Consider the following 15,860-nt stretch of genomic DNA (forward strand, 5'->3'; position numbering starts at 1 on the left):
AATAAAAAACATAAGCACTGGTGATTACTATTTTTGAAAAAATATTTTTGCATGCAGCACATAGCGCAAGCCAATAGACATCAGGTAGATTTTAGTTCGCTTGACTGTCGTATTTCGGCAAACAACCCAGTTCGTTTTATCGATGCATTTGTTGATAAGCTCGATTTACCTCAGTTACAGTTTGAGGTAACTAACATCAACACTGAGGGGCGTCCATCGTTCGATAGAAAATTATTTCTCAAAGTATACATATACGGTTACATCAACGGCATACGCTCATCGCGTAAGCTTGAGCGCGAGTGCATGCGTAATGTTGAAATGCAATGGTTGTGCGGCAACCTTGTTCCCAATTACCATAGTATAGCAGACTTCCGTAAAGACAACTCCCAAGCCTTGCGCAACACCTTTAAGTTGTTTGTGCAGTTTCTTTCAGATTGCGATTTGCTTGGTAAAGAATTAATAGCCATTGATGGTACCAAGTCTCGAGCACACAATAGCAAGAAGAATAATTACAATCCCAAAAAAATAGAACGCCATTTGACCTATATCGAAAACAAGGTTAATGAGTATATAACTCAATTAGACGCTTGCGATGCCAACGAACAGGAATTGCAAATAGATGATATAGCACATAAAATTGAAAAATTAAAAGCCAGCAAAATTAACTACGAAGCCTTGCAAAAAGAGTTAGCCCAGAGTGGTCAGCCACAAATAAGCACCACCGATGCCGATGCACGTGCCTTGCTCATACAAGGCCAGGTTGTGGAAGTGAGTTACAATACGCAAGCAGCAGTAGATGAAAAGCATAAATTAGTAGTGGCCACACATACCATCAATCGCAATGATAGAAATGCGCTTACTGATATTGCCACCGAAGCAAAGCAAAATATGGATGTATCAACGTATACAGCTATAGTAGATAAGGGATACCACAACGGCCGGCAAATACAGCAGGCCACCAATGCCGGCATAGTAACCATAGTAGCACCACCCGAAATAGTAAACAGCAACGAGCATGGCACCACCCCCCGATTACGTAGTAACTAAGTTTGTATACGATGAAAGCACCGATACATATACATGTCCACAAGGCGCAACACTAACAACCACAGGCACATGGCATCGCAAATCGCGCGAGCGCGATACTTACCAATTTAAAAAATACCGTACACCAAAATGTAAAACCTGCCCTGCAAAACACCTGTGCACAGGGCGCGCCAAAGGAGGCCGCGAAATAGAACGCAGTGAGTTTGCAGCCGAAGTAGAAGCCAACAATGCCCGCTACCACAACAACAAAGAATTGTACCGAAAGCGACAAGAAATTAATGAGCATATATTTGGAACTATCAAAAGAGTATGGGGATATTACTACACAAATCTAAAAGGATTAATAAAAGTGAACGGAGAATGGAGCCTCATCATGACAGTTTACAACCTCAAGCGCACAATAAACATACTAGGTATACAGCCACTGTTACAAAAATTAAAAAATTGGAATCCTGATTACCAAAGGATTTCGCGGTCTCAATCAAAAACGACCGCATTACATCAATTTCTACGCATCCAATTTTACGAGTATAGTGTAGCGGCCTAAAAAACTGCCTTGGTTAAAATCACCCTAAATCGTATATAGTCATGGTTAAAGCAGAATTTTGGCTCGTATAATTTTTGAAATGGTGTTTTTTCACATCCTGACGTTTTCGGGCTTGGCGAAGGTGGCGATTTTCACCACAAATGTTGATGCGGAGAACCAAACTTTGATTAACCACAAATGTGTCTGCGGAGCACTGAACCGCCACTTTTGCCAAACCCGTGTTACCTGCTGCCCGAATCTTCCCACGTAGCAAGGTCGTATCATGTTTGCAGTCGCTTTGTTGAAGTCGATTTATATTCATTTCGTTGTCGTCTATTATTTGTTTGCGTAACCAAGTTTAGAATACATTTCATTTGCAATCCTATTTAGCTTGTCTTGCTTTTTATCTTTTGTAAACTTCAATAAATTGACAACATCTCTTTCCGTTATTTCTGGCAAAATATTTTCGATTAATTCTTTTCCAAAAAGATTCATCCATCTGGATGATGGATTATTCATAGTCAGTTTATAAAGTAATCTCTCGTTTGTTTGAACACACTCATTAAAGAAATAAACCCATCTGTCATGTGTAATTGTTTTTAGCATTGCCATTGCACTGTCCTGTGCAGCATTGGAAACTCCCCATGTGTTACCAAGTTTTACCGAAAGAATTGCTGTCATGCAAATAGGAAATGCAGGAATAGGAATTACACTACCCATTCTATAAAGTGTGCTTGTTGGTGCTGGCTCGTTATAGAAATTATTCATTCCTTCATGTGCAGAAAGAACTTCATTTGCCACTTTAATAAATGAAGATGAACGCAAATCTTCTGGAACAAAATCAAATCCTTTTACTTTTAGAAGAACTTGTTTTAAGCCACTTGCAGCTTTGGTTTTCCCGTCTGCAAATAATTCAGAGTAACTTCTACCAACTTGATATTTTTCTGGGTGTTTTAGGTTGCTCCAAATTTTAGGGATTATTAAGTTGGAATTTGCAAGGGAGTTTTCAAGTTGTGCACCCGAAGACGATTTAACTAATGAAAGCAAAATTCTAATTGTTGTCCGATGGAAAAAATATGGGCTTTGAACTAACTTTAAGAGATATGGGCTTTCGTCTGTAAGCGTTACAGCTTCTAACTCAGTTCTGAAATTTTTGAAGTCAATAGCTGCTTCAATCTTGTTGTAACCTAAAACACCTTGAATACATGAACGGATAATTGCTTTTGTTTCTTCTTCTGATAAATCATTTTCGGGGTCATCTTCAAGTTCAGGTTGATTAAAATGAGTAACAGTTTCCATTGCTTGTTTCAACCTGAATGCGGCTGTGCCGCTTATTACACCTAACTCTTCTGCTAACCTGATAGCTTCAAATTCTGATATTGCTTGTTGAAGATTTGTATGTTCATTAATATCGGGCCTGTCCAACATTTCTGCAATGAAAGACATACCCATTTTACCAAGTTGATTTTTTAATGAGTTAATTGCTTTTGTCCAAATGTAGGTGGACACCATTTCGTATGAACCTTCTTCAAAGGTTCGTATGATTTGGTTTTGGTCTTTTGTAGAAAGTTGCATACCGCAATTAACTAACTCCGCAATATGAATTACTTTTTTAGGCAATACTGGTAAGTCAGTATTTTTCCAAAGTATGACTGAATTATTTTCCATTGTTGAATTCTATTTTACCGTCTTGAGATTGTATGTAAGCAGATTCAATTCCGTTCCCAATCATATCACACAAAGTTAGGAATGTTCTACTTCTTGCTCCTCCAGTTGTTTTTGTTTTGTAAGTTTTTCAGGATGCTTTACAAAAGCATTGTAAAAGCAACTTCACCGTTGTCTGTGAAAATTGTTATGCCATCGCTTTGCATCATTCCAGTTATCAAAGAAAATTGTCCTTCAAGTTGTGAGTTTGCTTGCAAATCGTTTTTGTCCAATAACTCTGCAATAACTTTAGGAATATTGATTCGCTGTTCAAGTGCTATTCCGTCTTGAAGTTTTTTTGGTAGTTCTTTTTTCTTGTGGCTAATTACACAAGCCAATGTTCCGTGTCCTTTTTGAAGCACTTCAAGAAAAACTTTTTTGAAGAAATTAATAGTTGGGTCTTTGAGTTCTTGCCTTACTTGTCACACAATGGTATCAATGAATTTAGGTTGATTTGCTGTCGGTGAATTTGCTGAATGCTCTTGACTTCCATAACTGATAAGTATTGAGTTCGCTTTTATTCCTTTGACTTCAATTAACTTTTCTGCGATTTGATGAATTAAAATTGCTTTTATGTCGTCAGTTCCGTCATCAATTAATGCTTCCGAAATTGAAACTGAAAGAATTGAAGTCCCTGCTCTAAAAACACCAAAGTCAAACGCATTTTCTTTTCGAAGGATATAAATTGCCCAACCGTTTTCTGTCAGTGGTGCACATTTCTTTAATGCTTTAAGCATCGTTGCTTTGGTCTTGTCGCCAGTGCCAATAAAACAAACTTGTGAATTTGGTAATACCTTTTTCACTAAATCTATGTCGTCAAAAATGTAAATCTCGGGATAGAGTGATTTGCCTTCTTCCTTATAATACAAAAGTTGACTAATCAATTCAGGAAGTCCTTCTTGTGTCGTCAAGCAAGCCATTTCCTCTTGACTAAGAAAGTCAACCGATGCACTCATTAAAAGCGGTCGTAGAGAAATTGGTTTTATATTTTTCATTAGTTCAAAATGTTCTTTTTATGTCTATCAGTTCAAAGTTCGCACTGTCCCAACGGGTTGCAGGTAACGTCAGCCTGTGAAAAAACCATTTCCTCAACAGCCACACGTTAATAACATGTGGTAAAAATAAAAAACATAAGCACTGGTGATTACTATTTTTGAAAAAATATTTTTTGCATGCAGCACATAGCGCAAGCCAATAGACATCAGGTAGATTTTAGTTCGCTTGACTGTCGTATTTCGGCAAACAACCCAGTTCGTTTTATCGATGCATTTGTTGATAAGCTCGATTTACCTCAGTTACAGTTTGAGGTAACTAACATCAACACTGAGGGGCGTCCATCGTTCGATAGAAAGTTGTTTCTCAAAGTATACATATACGGTTACATCAACGGCATACGCTCATCGCGTAAGCTTGAGCGCGAGTGCATGCGTAATGTTGAAATGCAATGGTTGTGCGGCAACCTTGTTCCCAATTACCATAGTATAGCAGACTTCCGTAAAGACAACTCCCAAGCCTTGCGCAACACCTTTAAGTTGTTTGTGCAGTTTCTTTCAGATTGCGATTTGCTTGGTAAAGAATTAATAGCCATTGATGGTACCAAGTCTCGAGCACACAATAGCAAGAAGAATAATTACAATCCCAAAAAAATAGAACGCCATTTGACCTATATCGAAAACAAGGTTAATGAGTATATAACTCAATTAGACGCTTGCGATGCCAACGAACAGGAATTGAAAATAGATGATATAGCACATAAAATTGAAAAATTAAAAGCCAGCAAAATTAACTACGAAGCCTTGCAGAAAGAGTTAGCCCAGAGTGGTCAGCCACAAATAAGCACCACCGATGCCGATGCACGTGCCTTGCTCATACAAGGCCAGGTTGTGGAAGTGAGTTACAATACACAAGCAGCAGTAGATGAAAAACATAAATTAGTAGTAGCCACACATACCATAAATCGCAATGATAGAAATGCGCTTACTGATATTGCCAAAGAAGCAAAACAAAACATGGAGGTAGAAACGTATACAGTAATAGTAGATAAAGGGTATCACAACGGTAGGCAGATACAGCAGACCACACAAGCAGGCATAACCACCATTGTAGCACCACCCGAAATAGTAAACAGCAACGAGCATGGCACCACCCCCGATTACGTAGTAACTAAGTTTGTATACGATGAAAGCACCGATACATATACATGTCCACAAGGCGCAACACTAACAACCACAGGCACATGGCATCGCAAATCGCGCGAGCGCGATACTTACCAATTTAAAAAATACCGTACACCAAAATGTAAAACCTGCCCTGCAAAACACCTGTGCACAGGGCGCGCCAAAGGAGGCCGCGAAATAGAACGCAGCGAATTTGCAGCCGAAGTAGAAGCCAACAATGCCCGCTACCACAACAACAAAGAATTGTACCGAAAGCGACAAGAAATAAATGAACACATATTTGGAACCATCAAAAGAGTATGGGGATATTACTACACAAATCTGAAAGGATTAATAAAAGTGAACGGAGAATGGAGCCTCATCATGACCGTGTACAACCTCAAGCGCACAATTAACATACTAGGTATACAGCCACTGTTACAAAAATTAAAAAATTGGAAACCAGATTACAAAAGGATTCCACGGCTTCAATCAAAAACGACTGCATTACATCAATTTCTACGCATCCAATTTTACGAGTATAGTGTAGCGGCCTAAAAAAACTGCCTTGGTTAAAATCACCCTAAATCGTATATAGTCATGGTTAAAGCAGAATTTTGGCTCGTATAATTTTCCAAAATGGGTTTTTTCACAACCTGACGTTTTCGGGCTTGGCGAAGGTGGCGATTTTCACCACAAATGTTGATGCGGAGAACCAAACTTTGATTAACCACAAATGTGTCTGCGGAGTACTGAACCGCCACTTTTGCCAAACCCGTGTTATAGCCAGTGGTTCTTGTCCACCGTCCTTGCAAACCATTGTCAGTATTGAGTTTTTGTGTCATTGAGTGTCGGCTGTGCGTTGCGTTTTTTATTTTTTTTAGAAGCGTTGGAAATTTTTTAAAAACAATTTTGTCTTGCGTTGGCTTTGCAAGCTCTTTGACAAAGCTTTGGTCTGTGCGTTGGCTTGTGCGGCTTTGGCAATGTGCTTGCAAATAGCGTGGGTTTACCATACAATTATATTTGAAAGAGGTTGCCAATTTGTTCCATCGTGATATTGTATTGTTGTCAAATAGTCTGCTGCTTTAGGAAATGCCCCAATTGGAGTTCCGATTATATAATTGTGAATTCTGTCATAGGCGTTACTCAGTGATTCGTAATTAAAATCAGGACTTTTCTTATCAGGGTTGAATGTCGGATATGCAACTGCTCCGTTGTTTCCGTAACACCTGTCTGCAACACAATGAACTTTTGAAATGATTGGCATTGCTGTCCCGTTTAGTTTCATTGTCAAAGGTTCTTTTAAAATCAATTCGTAATAGCTGAAATGATTTGCACCTGCATCTATTGTAAAAGTCATTTTAAGTCTTTTGCTGCCTTCTAAACAGCACTTAAAGTTATTTGAGATGTCTAAGTCAATTAGTTGTTGCTTTAACTTCAAAAAGTTGCTTTCAATTATTACCAATTCCCCTCTATAAACTGGAGAAGTAATTTCGTGATGTGAAAGAGGATGTAGTAATGAAGAAAGTAGAGAGTTGATTTTGTCAATGTATTCGGTAGTGTTACCTGAATTAGCTAAAAACCTTTTTGTCCTTATGATTAGTTGGGTTAATTGATAATCGGGTAACTGTGTGTTTTCGGCATCTACTGTTTCCCACTCAGGAATATAATCTTGAATTAATTCCTCCAACGCTTTTCTTAAATAATTTGCAGAAGCAGGATAATCTGGTTTAACTCTGTCGTGAAGATATTGAGTTGCTTTCTCAAAATGGCTTTCGCCTACAACCAAAATAGGCCTGTCAACTGGTTCATTATTGATTGTATCTTTTCCTACAAAAAGTTCAACTGATTTCCATCTGTCAGGGGTTTCAGTTTCAAATTTTCGTTTTGCTAATTCATAAAGATGTCTGTCGTAAGTGCTGATGAATACTTGATAATCTGAAAATTCATTCTTTATGATGTCCAGAATTGGTAAGCGGTTGGTAAGGTCTAGGCCAATAAAAACATCATCTAAAAACAAAACTTTGTAGTCAATAGGTTGTGGATTGCGTTTCAAAATTGCCAAGTAAAGGCATATTGCCAAAGCAGACAATCTTGCTTCGTTCAAATAGTCTGATTGATGAACAACTAACTTTCCATTTAATTTGATTTCAAGTTTTAGTTCAGTTGGTATGTATCCCCAATTATTTACAGGAGCTACAAGTGGTGTTAATGAATACCAAACACGAAGATTAAGTTTGGAAATACTTTATCAGAAATGCATTGAGTTGCAAAAAAACACCTTTCAAAACCGTTCTCAATGATGTTTCGTAAGTAAGCATTGCAGGAATTGCATTTCTGTATTGCCAAGTTACCCTTGTATAAGCAGTTTCAATTTGGTGTTTTAAATGAACAAACCTTTTGCCCATTGGATGAGTGCCACCTACAGGAATAAATTCTTTGAGCAGAATTTCAACAATTAATGGGAATAAGTTCGGCTGTGCTTCGCTGTGATTGTAAACGGCAAGCAAACCTCTGTAATCCAAAAAGCCTTTGGTGAGTTCTGCGGTTTTCAAAAACTGCTCTGTATCGGTCGTAACCGAAAGCGTTCCAAAATTAAATACTTCATCCGCTGATGTGATTGTATTTGTTAAAGGATCGTAATCATTGAAAGTAAAAGAAACGTTTCCTTCTTCTGTGTCTTTGTTGTGATGCCTGATGTATGGATATGCGGTATCCTGGCTACTGCTTAAAAAGTTGCTCAACGATTTGTAAAACGAACTTTTACCACTTCCATTCTCGCCATAAATAAGCAAGTTCTCTCCTTTGTTTAGTTCAACGGTGTAACTATCAAAGAAGGCACGAAAATTTGATATTTCTAATTTCGTTATCCGTTTCACTTTCTTCCTTCTATGATGTTTACTTCTTCAATGGTCAATAATTTAAGCAATGCAGCACTAATAGGGTGCTTCGGGTCTGACAATTCTTTGCAAACCTTTTCTATGGTTTTCAAATTCTTTTCGTCTTGCTCTTCTTTGAGTTCTGGTAAATTGCCAAGGTGCTTTAAAACTCCGCACCACCTGCTTTTATTTCTTCAGGTAAATACAATTCATAAGCCATTGCATCAATTAGGCGTTCAAAAAAAGTGGAATCTACATCCAAACTCTTTTGAAGCAAAATAAAGTCAATAGCGTTTAAAATGTTTTTGAAATTCGCTTAAGTTTGTTATGGGTAGGTTCCGAATCCGTCATTAAAAGATGAAACCTTTTTGTTGTAATAAAGAGCTCCTTGTTGTAGTAATGCAGAATCCTTGAATTTAGAAAGCCCAAGATGACTTTAGTGGTTTTATATTGGCATTAAAACTCAACAGAATAAAGAGTGCTTTCTTTTAGTGCTTTTTCATTTAGATATGAGCAGAAAAAAGTATCACCAGTTTCTTCATAATCAAAATTCTCTGAATTTGGTTGTGCTTTTCAATTTTTCTTTGTTCCTCAATAATTTCTAAATCATTGTAATTGTATAGTATTTAGAATTGATTTTCCACTTGGATATATTCTTGCAAGTGAAAATACTTTTCTTCCCCTTTGAACTTTCAGATAAAACAGAATCTCTGTCTTGCTCCTCCATTCCTTTAAATACTGTTGAAACTTCCTTTAAGGGTTTAGTTTCAAATCAATTTAGCCGTTAAACTGGAATCCCTTATGAATTCATTAGGTGGCATTGCATCAATATGAAGTTTTTCAAATTTTTTGTTCTTAGAAAATGAAAAATTAAATTTCCTGCAATTAATTTGAAAACGTAGTTGAAATTCTTCCAACATAATTTGCATTCTTATTAACTCATCTACACAAATTGAATAACTTTTGTTTTAATAGCCCTTCTGAATCAAATGAAAGAGTTGAATTTTTTAGATTGTAAGCCAAAAGCCTTTTCAAAAAAATAAAAGAAAGAGTTTTTAGAATATGAGCCTTGAATGGATTTTATCTTTTAATAAAATAGGCTAGTTCCTTTTGGTCATATTGTTTTTAGTTAGAATTTTATATGGAGGATTACCAATTACAATATCAAACCCAGTTGTTAATCCAAACATCCATTCAGGGTCAAACCAAGGTGCAGAAGTGTTTTGGTCGTAAGGGTCAAAAGAGGCTATTTGCTCAGCTACTTTCAATAGCATATTTATTGGTGCCGACCTTTTATTTGCAAGTCTTTTTCAAAATGGCTAATTCTATCTTTTTGAGCTTTTATTTTTTTCGCTTTTTTATCAATTTTAGTTTGGGTTATTTCCCCGAAAATATCTGTTGTCCTAATGATTTCAACATCTTCTTTACTCTTTTCTAATTGTTTTCAAATTCCGTTTTCATCCTCTAGTTAATTGCATCAATTCTGCTATCTCTGAATCACCCTTTTTTATGAGTTGGTCTTTTATTAGTTCAGAAATTTGTTTCCTTAACTTTTTGTCTTCCTTTTGAAGTCGTTTTTTTTCTTCTCTATTAGAGGCCGAAAAATATTCGTGACGAACATTTTTTAAATCATTTTCTATTTTCTTATTGGATTGGTTTCCGCAAACAGATGATTTGTAGGTTTGTCTAAACCAATCAAAGTATTTGCTGCTACAAATTTTGTTTCCAAATTGGGCAAACTCCTAATGCCAAAGTTTTCTTTGGGCTTGTTTGTTTTGGTCAATAATTAAAGAAATGAAGAAACGCAATTTTGAAATCTGCACTGCTATGGGTTGTATGTCTATTCCGTAAATGCAGTTTTCAATCAAATACAATTTACGACCGTAATCGCTGGCGTTGTTTTCAAATACATCGTTTATTTCATTTAGCCTTTTCCCTCTTTCTTCTTTGTCACCAATTTTAAAAGCGGTCCTTCTGTTTCTTCCATTGCCTTTTGTCGTTGCAAGGCTTTCCAAAGTTTATTTTCGGGGTCAAGCTTTTGCAGCAAATGCACCATCTTGTGCAAAATGCCCATTGGGTAAGCACCCGAACCGCAGGCAGGGTCCAATATTTTACAATTGTTTATGGCTTCTATTAATGCTTTGGTTTCTTTTTCGTCAAAAGGGTTTGGTGTTTCGGAATAAGAAATCAACTCACTTAATCGGGTTTCAAAATCATCATCTTCGTTTTTACATTTTGCTTGATGTATTCCAACAATGATTCGTCCACCATATAGTTTACAATCTCTCTTGGCGTATAAAAGCTACCTGTTTGTTTTCTTGCGGTTGTTTGTGTTTCGGGGTTGTAGCTTGCCAATAAGTTTTCAAATACTTTACCTAATAATTCGGGATCAAGGGCAATTTCTTCTTCAAGCGGTGTGTTTTCTGCAACGGTAAATTTGTAACTCTCCAACAGATTTATTAAGCCTCTTGATTTGTAGGTTTTGTTTCGTGTGCCGTAAATTTCATTCAGGTCAACTATTTCTTCACCAAAGAAAACATAATCGGGTATTATAGCTTGTTTCTTTGGGTTGCGGCTAAAACCATCTACATAAACAATTTTGCCTTCTTCGTTTGGCTTGTCCAAACAGTCAAACAAACCACCGTTTAAGAAAGGAACATCTTTAAACAATTGCATTGCTTCCTTTTCGGATATATTGAAAAGGTCAGCATAACGGAACAGGTTTTTAACTCCGTATTCTTCTATTTGTTTTATATTTCACCTTCTTTGCAAATTTTCGTTCATCCATTTTTTGGTTCAGTGTTCCAAAAACAGGTTCTGTAAAATGGCATTGTAGTAGTTTTGCGATTTTTTGTTCTTGTTGAAGTCTTTTAGGATTTTATCTAAATGCGATTTATTGAACAAAGCATTTGGAACAAGTGATTTTTCTTTGATGAACCAAATAAAAACACTCGAGTAATTAAGCGAATGAGGTTGGTTGCATTGCGAACATCTTTTTTTTTTCCAAATCATCAGGAAACGAAACAATATCCATTGCCCAGAAATACCAGTTTGCCAAATCCTGAAAGAATTTTTTGTTGAGGATGTTTACATCCAACACTTGCAACCAATGTTGGTGCAGTTGGTCGTAATTGGTAACGCCAACTGGTTTTACCAAATCTAGTAAAATTCTCTCGTGTCCTGCGTGAGTGGTTACTGTTTGTATGTCACGAAGGATAATTACTTTTCCAGCCTTTTCACCTTGTCGCCAGTTTTGTTTGTATTTAAAGCGTTCGCTAATGGCTATTGAAAAACAAGCTTCATTGCCAGTTTTGTATTTCAAAACCAAAGCAACAGGCATTTTCTGACTGATGCGGTTGAAGGTTCTTGTAAGGTCTGATATTTCGGTTCGAGTGGGTTGTTTGCTTAACTCTAAAGCAAATAGCATTAAGCCATCATAGTTTTTGTCGCCTTGTTGTAATGCTTCTTTGTAAGAATAATTTACATCAAACATTCCAGTGGCTTGAAAAACGGTGTTGTCGATTATTCCAATGAAATAGGTTTTCCCAATGGTTCTAAACGTATCGTTGTCTTTGTAATGCTGTTTTAGCAAATCCTTTACAGGCAATGGCTCGGCTGTATTGGAGTTGAGTTTTATACCCAACTGTTGAAACAGATTGGTGGCTGCTTCAAAAAGATTGGCTGTATTGAATATGTTTAGTTTCATTGTTTACTTATTAGAAATTACAAACCAATTGATTAAATCGAAATTCTCACTCTTGAATTTATCTTCAAGTTTCTTTTGTTCGGGTGATATTTTCTTGGGTGTTACATCGCCAGTAAACAAATCCTGTATTTGGTTTACCGCAACTGGTGTTGTTTGTGATTTTACCCAAGTGCCAACAGCATCAGCCAGTTTATCTAAAACGGCTTGTTCGCCTTTGTCAATATTATTGGGAACATAACGGGCTTCCAATTTGTGATTGCGAAGCAAGGTTAAAATTTCCTGATTGTTATTTAATACCAACTTTCCGCTTTTACCATCTTCAATACTTTGATGTAATAAATGAATTTCATCGTAAACGTGGTCTATTTTTTCATCAGGTCTTTTCGGATAACCCAAAACCGCCACAATGCTGTCAGGCATTGTTTTCCATTTTGTGTTAGGTCTGAATTTAAAACCTGTGAAAACTCCGTTTGGTATTTTCTTGAAAAACTCTTCGTTCTTTTTGAAGAACTCAAATAATTCTTGTCTGAACTGCTCCAATGAAAGGTCATTCAATCCAAGTGTTTCGTCACTTACTTCCACATCATCCCAAGTAACTTGTAACTGTTCCAGCATTTTTTGGGCTTGCTTTGGCAACAATGGATTTTCTTCTACCATTCGCTGAAATTCGGGGGTCATTTTGTCGTCCAGTTCTGTTCCAACTACACTCATCAATGCCATTCTGTTTTCAACTCTCGATTTTAGTCGCAAGTAATCTTCATAGTTTTTGCCTGGCCAAAAATTGATTCCTTTAATGGTTTTGTTTGGTGAACCAATGCGGTCAATACGTCCCATTCGCTGAATAAGTCGAACAGGATTCCAGTGAATATCATAGTTTACAACCGTGTCGCAATCTTGTAAGTTTTGTCCTTCACTTAAACAGTCGGTGGCAATCAATACATCAATCGGGTTTTCAATTTTCTTTAGTGTTACCTTATCGTGTTTGGTAATTAGTTCAAGCCACTTTTCATAAGGCACTTTCCATTTATCTGCTTCTTTGTAATCTTCTGAAAGGTTTTCCTTTTTATAAAGTTCAGTCCAGTCCTTTTCATTGTATAGTTTGGTGAAAGGGGCGAAGCGTTCCAAAATAAGTTCAAACCTATCGCCTGAATAGCCATCAAAGGTTTCGCTGATAGAACCTGAAACAAAAGCAGCGTTTTTAAATTCTTTCTTTTTCAATTCATCATAAAGGAATTTTGCTGTGTCTTTGAATACAGTAAACACCAATATTTTTTTGTTTTCCGATTTCTGTTGTTTGGTGTTTATGTGTTCAATCAGTTTATTGAGTTTATCATCATCGGCTTTCCCAGCATTAAACTCTGCTTCAAACTTAACAAGACTTTTTTTGAGATTGGTTAATTTTGTTACATCGGCTTCCAAATGCTTTTTGAAAAGGTCAATGTTTGTGATAGATGAAAGTGGAATTGGATTTTTCTTTCCAATTGTAATTGGTTGGTCGTTTTCTGCTTCTATCTCTGCTGCTGTTTCGTCAATTTCTTCTTGTTCTTCGTCCGTAAAATCATCTTCTAGTGAACTATCTGTTTGATTTTTGATAAACAGATTTACTTTGTCTAATGCGTTAATGTGATGATTCAAAATATTTTCAACAGTGCTTTTGAATGAAAACCAACTTGATTCCAGTCTCTTCATCAAAAGTATATACATCATTTTTACCAAGAATTTTTCCCGCTGTTTTGGGTTTTCCAAAACGCTTTCCACTTTCAAGTCTTTGATGTATTCCGATGGTCGGTAAGCCGTAAGGTTTACACGTAATGCATTTAAAATATCATCAAATGATTTTAGGTCGCCTAAATTTTCGGGTGTGATGTATTCATTTATCGGGTCGTCCTTTTTCGGGAAATTCATTTCTCCGAATTCACCTTCAATCAGTTTTCTTGTTCTTGCTACAATTAAAGCATCAGTTAGTTTTTCAAATTTTTGTGGAAGTTTAGCAATGAAGTCTGCAATTTTTCTGTCCTCAAGAACAGACCATGCGCTAAAGTCTTTTTGTGCTGTTCTGAAAATGTTTTCAAGGCTGTCAATTTCCAAATCGGTTTCTTTAAAACCATTGTCTTGCCCTTTGGTCATCAATTTAAACTGATTACGAATGTCCATCAGTTTGTTGTTGATTGGAGTTGCTGAAAGGTGCAAAACCTTTACATCTCGATTTGTTTTTTCAGGCAGCAAAACATTGTCAACAAAGAATTTGTAGCGTGAAGATTTGTCGTTGCGTAGGTTGTGACTTTCATCAATTACCAAAAGCAGTTTTTGTTTTCGTTGCAATTTGGAAAGTGGAAAGTCGGGATAGTTATTGGTGAGTCTTTCGTCTTGGAAGTCAGTGTGGTTTCTTACATAGTATTCAATTTCGTCTTTCTCAAATCTTGAACCTCTGTGTGATTGATATTGCTCCCAGTTGTTGCGAAGTTTTTTAGGACAAAACAAAACAACTGTGTAACCTTTGATTTCAAAATATTTCATTACTGCCAAAGCAGTCCAAGTTTTACCCAAACCAACGGCATCTGCTAAAATTGCTCCATTGAATTTTTGGAGCATTTTAATTAGGCTGATTGCTCCTTTTTGTTGGTAGGAGAAAAGTGTTTTGTAAATGATGGTTTCTTCTAAGTGAGCAATTTCGCGTTTGAATTCTGCATCGCCCGAAAGTTCAAGTAAGTCGTCTTTGAAAAGTTCATAAAGAACTTTGTAATAAAGGTCGTGTGGTGTGTATTCTTTGAAAAGGTTTTTAATCAATTCAATAATGTGTTGCTTTACTTCAATTTTGGTTTTGTCAGGCAATTCAATTTTTTCAAGAGCAACATTTTCCCACTGATGCTTAAACCACTTTTTCAATTCTTTGTAGTCATTGTCATTTCCTGTTGCTGCTGTGTTTAATTCAATGTTGCTGCTTTCTTTAATTCCAAGTCCAGCGTCTGTAAGGTTGGAACTTCCAATAATGTGAAAGTTCTTTCTTGAATCTTTGTCGTTGTAGATATAAGTTTTTGCGTGGCAAAAATTCCGTTGAATAGATTTTACTAAAACCTTGTCTTGTTGCAAAAACTCAACTGCTTTTTGAGCTGCTGCACTCAAAGAAAGTGTCCCGCTTATACTTGTGTTGCCGTTAAGCAGGTCAATTACTTTATTTAATTGTGCTTCGTCCTGCATTAAATTACCCAAAATCAGTCTGAATTTTTCTGCTTGGTTAATGTCGTCTTTCATTAAAGCCAAAGCATTAACAGAAAAGAAACCTGTCACAAGGTCAAGTCCACCGCTTTCAGTGTAGTTTTTAATGAAGTCAAACACTTTATAGTGGTCGCTGTCTTCTGTCTTGGTTTTATTATCTAATAGCATTAATTGTCTGTTAAAATGATGTCGTGAATATCGTAATTTATTCCTATAGGTGCGTTGGCAAAAAATGGCTCTTTTGGTTTTGCGAAGGGTTGGCTTGTGTGTCGGGCAAAACCAAATGTGCCATTTGTGCGGCTGGCTAAAATTGAATTAAAAAAAATGTGCGGTGGGGAAAATAAAAAATACAGAAGGGTCGGCATTGAGTGTCGGCTTACTCGTTGTCCTTTTGAAATATGGTCTGTATGTTGGTCACCTGTCAAAATGGTTTGTCTTTGTTTTAATGTTTAAAGTTTTGGTCTGTTGGTCGTCTTTGTAACGGTCGTCCTACCATTGGCTATAACGTTTTGCAGCTAAAATTGGATTTACACGCAATAAATGATTATTAAAAAAGATATAAATTATTTTCCTACCACAAAACTATTACAATGGAAAAAAAGGCTTAAATCCTTGCATTTAGGTGC

Annotated in this window: 12 protein-coding genes and 1 pseudogene; 2 read left to right on the forward strand and 11 right to left on the reverse strand. The window is 36.5% G+C overall.

Going from position 1 to position 15,860, the window contains the following annotated elements:
- The first annotated feature begins 51 nt into the window (after window positions 1–51).
- A pseudogene (locus tag IPO27_13575) lies at window positions 52–1,594 on the forward strand (IS1182 family transposase).
- A 315-nt stretch (window positions 1,595–1,909) separates the two neighbouring features.
- Here IPO27_13575 and IPO27_13580 read toward each other — a convergent pair.
- From IPO27_13580 to IPO27_13590, 3 genes are all read right to left on the reverse strand, one after another.
- A complete protein-coding gene (locus IPO27_13580; GenBank protein MBK8847507.1) occupies window positions 1,910–3,241 on the reverse strand; it encodes a hypothetical protein in 1,332 nt (443 codons plus the stop codon).
- 137 nt (window positions 3,242–3,378) lie between these two features.
- Window positions 3,379–3,639, reverse strand: a complete 261-nt coding sequence (locus tag IPO27_13585) for a hypothetical protein (protein MBK8847508.1) — start codon at window positions 3,637–3,639, stop codon at window positions 3,379–3,381.
- Between the two features lie 60 nt (window positions 3,640–3,699).
- Window positions 3,700–4,272: a hypothetical protein gene (locus tag IPO27_13590; GenBank protein ID MBK8847509.1), complete on the reverse strand. Its 573-nt coding sequence runs from the start codon at window positions 4,270–4,272 to the stop codon at window positions 3,700–3,702.
- Between the two features lie 177 nt (window positions 4,273–4,449).
- Between IPO27_13590 and IPO27_13595 the strand changes: the two genes are divergently transcribed.
- On the forward strand, window positions 4,450–5,991 hold the full coding sequence (locus tag IPO27_13595) for an IS1182 family transposase (protein ID MBK8847510.1): 1,542 nt from the start codon (window positions 4,450–4,452) through the stop codon (window positions 5,989–5,991).
- Window positions 5,992–6,011: 20 nt separating this feature from the next.
- On the opposite strand, the gene IPO27_13600 is transcribed toward IPO27_13595, so the two are convergent.
- The 8 genes from IPO27_13600 to IPO27_13635 form a co-directional block, all read right to left on the reverse strand.
- Window positions 6,012–6,428 carry a hypothetical protein gene (locus IPO27_13600; protein ID MBK8847511.1) on the reverse strand — a complete coding sequence of 139 codons (417 nt, stop codon included), beginning with the start codon at window positions 6,426–6,428 and terminating at the stop codon, window positions 6,012–6,014.
- Window positions 6,429–6,439: 11 nt separating this feature from the next.
- Window positions 6,440–7,540: a hypothetical protein gene (locus IPO27_13605; GenBank protein MBK8847512.1), complete on the reverse strand. Its 1,101-nt coding sequence runs from the start codon at window positions 7,538–7,540 to the stop codon at window positions 6,440–6,442.
- A gap of 124 nt (window positions 7,541–7,664) precedes the next feature.
- Window positions 7,665–8,312 (reverse strand): AAA family ATPase, encoded by a 648-nt coding sequence (locus IPO27_13610; GenBank protein ID MBK8847513.1) that lies wholly within the window; start codon window positions 8,310–8,312, stop codon window positions 7,665–7,667.
- Between the two features lie 1,100 nt (window positions 8,313–9,412).
- Window positions 9,413–9,586: a hypothetical protein gene (locus tag IPO27_13615; GenBank protein ID MBK8847514.1), complete on the reverse strand. Its 174-nt coding sequence runs from the start codon at window positions 9,584–9,586 to the stop codon at window positions 9,413–9,415.
- 650 nt (window positions 9,587–10,236) lie between these two features.
- The gene (locus IPO27_13620; GenBank protein ID MBK8847515.1) at window positions 10,237–10,503 is read right to left on the reverse strand and encodes a hypothetical protein; all 267 of its coding nucleotides are present in this window, start codon (window positions 10,501–10,503) and stop codon (window positions 10,237–10,239) included.
- A 5-nt stretch (window positions 10,504–10,508) separates the two neighbouring features.
- A complete protein-coding gene (locus tag IPO27_13625) occupies window positions 10,509–10,988 on the reverse strand; it encodes an N-6 DNA methylase (GenBank protein ID MBK8847516.1) in 480 nt (159 codons plus the stop codon).
- Window positions 10,989–11,271: 283 nt separating this feature from the next.
- The gene (locus IPO27_13630) at window positions 11,272–12,018 is read right to left on the reverse strand and encodes a hypothetical protein (protein MBK8847517.1); all 747 of its coding nucleotides are present in this window, start codon (window positions 12,016–12,018) and stop codon (window positions 11,272–11,274) included.
- 3 nt (window positions 12,019–12,021) lie between these two features.
- Window positions 12,022–15,402, reverse strand: a complete 3,381-nt coding sequence (locus IPO27_13635) for a DEAD/DEAH box helicase family protein (protein ID MBK8847518.1) — start codon at window positions 15,400–15,402, stop codon at window positions 12,022–12,024.
- Window positions 15,403–15,860: the final 458 nt, after the last annotated feature.

Source organism: Bacteroidota bacterium, assembly GCA_016714535.1.
GTDB lineage: Bacteria > Bacteroidota > Bacteroidia > AKYH767-A > OLB10 > JADKFV01.

Bases quoted from the DNA above. Each gene is read 5' to 3' on its own strand.
- IPO27_13595 (MBK8847510.1), top strand. From the start codon at position 4,450: ATGCAGCACATAGCGCAAGCCAATAGACATCAGGTAGATTTTAGTTCG.
- IPO27_13590 (MBK8847509.1), bottom strand. From the start codon at position 4,272: ATGAAAAATATAAAACCAATTTCTCTACGACCGCTTTTAATGAGTGCA.
- IPO27_13625 (MBK8847516.1), bottom strand. From the start codon at position 10,988: ATGCAATTGTTTAAAGATGTTCCTTTCTTAAACGGTGGTTTGTTTGAC.
- IPO27_13630 (MBK8847517.1), bottom strand. From the start codon at position 12,018: ATGAAACTAAACATATTCAATACAGCCAATCTTTTTGAAGCAGCCACC.
- IPO27_13580 (MBK8847507.1), bottom strand. From the start codon at position 3,241: ATGGAAAATAATTCAGTCATACTTTGGAAAAATACTGACTTACCAGTA.
- IPO27_13615 (MBK8847514.1), bottom strand. From the start codon at position 9,586: ATGCTATTGAAAGTAGCTGAGCAAATAGCCTCTTTTGACCCTTACGAC.
- IPO27_13635 (MBK8847518.1), bottom strand. From the start codon at position 15,402: ATGCTATTAGATAATAAAACCAAGACAGAAGACAGCGACCACTATAAA.